Source organism: Mycobacterium sp. 1423905.2, assembly GCF_001673155.1.
Taxonomy (GTDB): domain Bacteria; phylum Actinomycetota; class Actinomycetes; order Mycobacteriales; family Mycobacteriaceae; genus Mycobacterium.
Genome location: NZ_LZLE01000002.1, coordinates 1 through 4,581, shown reverse-complemented (window position 1 = coordinate 4,581; position 4,581 = coordinate 1). Strand labels below are relative to the sequence as shown.

3 protein-coding genes and 2 pseudogenes are annotated in these 4,581 nt (G+C 69.3%); 3 read left to right on the top strand and 2 right to left on the bottom strand.

Translation table 11 applies throughout. From position 1 onward, the window contains the following. Positions 1-773: pseudogene (locus A9W95_RS00130) on the top strand (hypothetical protein); the annotation flags it as partial. Here the strand turns inward: A9W95_RS00130 and A9W95_RS00125 are convergent. Further along, positions 733-1,950 carry an AI-2E family transporter gene (locus A9W95_RS00125; RefSeq protein ID WP_067408515.1) on the bottom strand — a complete coding sequence of 406 codons (1,218 nt, stop codon included), beginning with the start codon at positions 1,948-1,950 and terminating at the stop codon, positions 733-735. The pseudogene A9W95_RS00130 and the gene A9W95_RS00125 overlap by 41 nt on opposite strands. A 150-nt stretch (positions 1,951-2,100) precedes the next feature. Between A9W95_RS00125 and A9W95_RS00120 the strand changes: the two genes are divergently transcribed. After that, on the top strand, positions 2,101-3,225 hold the full coding sequence (locus tag A9W95_RS00120; protein ID WP_067408513.1) for a TIGR00374 family protein: 1,125 nt from the start codon (positions 2,101-2,103) through the stop codon (positions 3,223-3,225). Here A9W95_RS00120 and A9W95_RS00115 read toward each other — a convergent pair. Next, entirely contained in the window at positions 3,194-3,775 is a 582-nt protein-coding gene (locus A9W95_RS00115; RefSeq protein ID WP_067408512.1) for a hemophore, read from the bottom strand. The two genes, A9W95_RS00120 and A9W95_RS00115, sit on opposite strands and share 32 nt — an antisense overlap. A 289-nt stretch (positions 3,776-4,064) precedes the next feature. Here A9W95_RS00115 and A9W95_RS00110 point away from each other — a divergent pair. Continuing rightward, positions 4,065-4,581: pseudogene (locus tag A9W95_RS00110) on the top strand (hypothetical protein); the annotation flags it as partial.

Sequence of the window (4,581 nt, the reverse complement as noted above, 5' to 3'; positions counted from 1 at the left end):
TGCTGGACGCCACCGTGGTCCGGATGTTCCTGGTGCCGTCGGTGATGAAGCTGCTCGGCGACGACTGCTGGTGGGCCCCACGCTGGGCGCGCCGCCTGCAGAGCCGCATCGGTTTGGGCGAGATCCACCTGCCCGACGAGCGCAAGCGGCCCGTCACCGCCGGGCGCACCGTCCGTCCGCCGGTCACCGCTGGCCTGGTCGCTGCGAACGCGGCCCCGCGCCCGCCGCACGACCCGACTCATCCTGCTGCTCCGGGAGCACTGGAAGCGCCGCGGCTGGTGCGCACCGCCCCGGGCGGTGCCCGCCCCGAGACCACGCCGTCCCCCAACGGTCCGGCGACTGGTACCAAGCAGGTGCCGGTGCGCTCGAGTTCGACCGAGGCTCCCACCACGCGGCTGACCGCGCCCGGCGGCCAGGTCGGGCAGGGTGGACCGGGTCCGGCTGCGCCGTCGAAGGCTCCCACGCGTCCGCCGACCCCGGTTCCGGCGTCGGCTCCTACCCCGCCCTCTCCGCCTCGGATTCCGTCCGAGGGCCAGACCCGGGCGCTACCGGTCCCGGGTGGCCGCGCCGACGACGTGCCCGCCGAGCCTGGGGACAAGACCGCGGCCATGCCGGTCCAACGGCCCGAGGGCGACGATTCGGACGCGGCGACCCAGCAACTCAACGCGCGGGGCCAAGAGGAGAACGGGAGCGACCAGAGCCGGCAGCGCCGCCGTGGCGGCGGCGGTGGCCTCAGCGCCCAGGACTTGCTGCGCCGCGAGGGGCGTCTGTAACTTCCTGGTCTTCCTCACCGTCCTGGTCGTTGGACGGGGGATGCTCGGGTTTGTCCGGTTCGGCCTGCAGGATGGCCCCGGTGTCGTCGGCTTCTTCGGTCTGCTTCTGGGATTCGGCGGCCGGATCCTTGGCCAGCAACACCTGCACGGCGTTGTTGAGGAAGGCGACCGTGGGCACCGACAGCAGCGCGCCCACGATCCCGCCGAGCACCCCCCCGGTGGAGATGGCCAGCACCACCGCCAGCGGGTGAATGGACACCGCCCGGCCCATCACCAGCGGCTGCAGTAAATGCGCTTCGAGCTGGTTGACCGCAATGAGCAAACCCAGCGTGAACAACGCGTAGAGCACTCCCTTGGCTAGCAGCGCGACGACTACCGCCAGCAGGCCGGAGACCAGCGCACCGATCAGGGGAATGAAGGCCCCGAGGAACACCAGCGAGGCCAGCGGCAACGCCAAGGGCACTCCCATGATCGCCAAACCGGTACCTACCCCGGCGGCATCCACCAAGGCCACCAGGAATGTGGCACGCACGTAGCCGATCAGCGACCCGTAACCGGCGTGGCCGGCGGCCAGCACGCGGTGACGGACGTGGGCCGGGATGATCTTGGCGACGTATTGCCAGATGTTGCGGCCGCCGTAGAGGAAGAAGATGAGGGTGAATAGCACCAGCACCGCGCCGGTGAGGAGTTCGGTGATGGTGGCGGCGGTGGAGATGGCGCCGCTGGTGACCTTCGCCTGGTTGTTGCGCAACGCTTCGATCGCGGAGTTGCCCGCGTTGTCGATCTGTTCGCGCCGCAGATGGGCCGGCCCCTCGATCAGCCACTTGCGCGACGAGTCGATGCTGTGTTCGACCTGTTGCACGAGGTCGGGCAGGCCAACGATGAACTGGCTGACGACGAACGTCATGATGCCGCCCAAGATGGCGAAGCTACTGAGCAGCACCAGCGCCACCGCCGCTCCGCGTGGCAGGCCGCGCCGGTCCAGCCAGTCGACGGCCGGCACCAGTAACGCGCTCAACATCAGCGCCAGCAACACCGGCACGACGATGACTTCGAGCTTGCCGACGAGCCACAGCAGCGCCACCGCGGCACCCAGGATGACCAGTAACCGCCACGACCAGGCAGCGGTTTTGCGGACCAGTGGGACAACCGCGGCGTCCTCGGGACTCGTCGACATCCGGCAAGCGTATCCGGGGGCGGTGACGGCCAAACGCAAACAATCGAGGTCGTCCCGGCCGGCACGATCCGGTCACGACCTCAGAACGAGGTCGACACGGTCGCGACGTGCCGTTATTGTGGCGCCACCTGCGAGGTTAGGCTAAGGCCCGTGTCGCACGGCGCCCTGACCCACAAACTCGCCGGCCGGCGGGAAGAGGCCCCGCGCGGCAAATATTGGTGGCTGCGCTGGGTGGTGCTCGGCATCGTCGCGATCGTGCTGGCCGTCGAGGTCGCTCTGGGCTGGGACCAGCTGGCCAAGGCGTGGACGAGCATGTACGCGGCCAATTGGTGGTGGCTGGTCGCGGCCATGGTGGCCGCTGCGGCATCAATGCACAGCTTCGCCCAAATTCAGCGGACACTGCTCAGGTCGGCCGGGGTGCACGTCAAGCAACTTCGTTCCGAGGCCGCGTTCTACGCCGCCAATTCGCTGAGCACCACGCTGCCCGGCGGCCCGGTGCTGTCGGCGACGTTTTTGCTACGCCAGCAACGCATTTGGGGCGCCTCGACCGTGGTGGCGTCCTGGCAGTTAGTGATGTCGGGAGTACTGCAGGCGGTGGGCCTGGCGCTGCTGGGATTGGGCGGCGCCTTCTTCCTGGGCGCCAAGAACAACCCGTTCTCGTTGCTGTTCACGCTGGGCGGTTTCATCGCCCTGCTGCTGTTGGCGCAGGCCGTGGCGTCGCGGCCGGAGTTGATCGAGGGCATCGGCTGCCGCGTACTGACCTGGGTGAACTCGATTCGCGGCAGGCCGGCTGACACCGGGCTGGAGAAGTGGCGGGAGATCCTTGCCCAGCTCGAGTCGGTCAGCCTGAGCCGGCGCGACCTGGGGGTGGCGTTCAGCTGGTCGCTGTTCAACTGGATCGCCGACGTCGCCTGCCTGGCCTGCGCCGCCTACGCCGCCGGTGACCACGCATCGCTGGCCGGGTTGACGGTCGCCTATGCGGCCGCGCGCGCCGTCGGCACCATTCCGTTGATGCCGGGCGGTCTACTGGTCGTCGAGGCGGTCCTGGTTCCGGGCCTGGTGTCCAGCGGCATGGCGTTGCCCAACGCCATCTCGGCGATGCTCATCTACCGGTTGATCAGCTGGCTGTTCATCGCCGCGATCGGCTGGGTGGTGTTCTTCTTCGTGTTCCGCACCGAGAAGGCCGCCGATGCCGACGGCGACGACCCGCCCACCGACCCGGGCCTACGGGCGATCGTCGCGCCTAGTGAACCGCACCCGGAATCGGCGCGGTAGCCGCCGGCGCGCTCGCGCCGGGCATCGTCTGGCCGGGCGGCAGTGTCACCCCCGGCAGTGGGGCGGTGGCCGCGGGCGCACCACCGGGCAGCGGGCTGGTCGCACCCGGCGCCAGCGCCGGCAGGTTGGGCAGTCCTCCGCCGTTCTGCGCCGCCTGCACCATGCCCAGGGCCTGCGGCAGCGAGATCGGCAGCTTGCACTGCGTGCCCAGCTTGTTCAACGGGCTGGCCAGTCCCTGTAGGTCACTGGCGACCTTCGGGTTGGCGTCGAGGTAGTTCTTGATCGAGCCCAGCGACTGCGGGCCGGGCTGCTGCTGCAGGGCGTTGGTCATCACCTGGTTGGTCTCGGGGTGCGAATCCAGGTAGTCACCGGCCTGCTTGGCCACCGTGCCGACCGTGCGGGCCACTTCGCTGGCCGCGCAGGGGTCAGAGGCTCCGGTGGCCGACGGGGCGGCGAAGACGGCGGTGCCGGCACCCGGCAGCGCGGCGGCGACCGCGGTGATCGTGGCGGCCAACAGCCCGCGTCGCATGGTCAGGGTGCGTGGCTTCATGAAACTCCCTATTTTCCTGTGCCGCCGCGTCCGGCTGACTCACAAGACGGCATGGCATCCCCCGGACGGCGACAGCCACGAACATCCTGCCATCGCCCCCGTCCGGGCCGCCAACTCGTGTGATCTGCGCCGCAAAGTCACAAGTTCACAACGATCGTGCCGCATCTGCACGAAACCGGTGTCGCCGCAGCTCAGGAACCGATAAGCAGGCTGAAGACTCAGCGCCCTGCGGTAGGCTCGCGGGCACGCGTTGCGTGAGATATACGGGGAGATCGCCATCCAGCAGTTCATGATGCGCCTCAGTCGCAACCTGCGCCGGTTCCGCTGGTTTGTTTTCACGGGGTGGCTGCTTGCCCTGGTCCCAGCGGTCTATTTGGCGTTGACGCAGTCCGGCAATCTGACCGGCGGCGGCTTCGAGGTGGTCGGGTCGCAGTCCATCGCCGTGCACGACGAGCTGCTGGCGCAATACCCCGACTTGGGCGCCTCTTCGCTGGCGCTGGTGGCCGCCCCTCGGCCCGACGCCACATTCCAGGACATCAACGACGCCGCCGCGCAGCTGCGCGACATCGCCGGCCAGCTGCCGGGTGTATCAGAGGTGCCCGACCCGACGCAGCGGCCACCGCAACCGGACCGGCCCTACGTGGTGTCGTTGCGGTTGGACGCCCGCAACGCCGGCACCAGCGACCTGGCCAAGAAGCTGCGGGAGAAGGTCGGCATCAAGGGTGACCGCTCCGGTCAGACCGCCAACGGCCGGGTGCGGCTCTACGTCATCGGTCAGGGCGCGCTGACGGCCGCCGCGGCGGCCA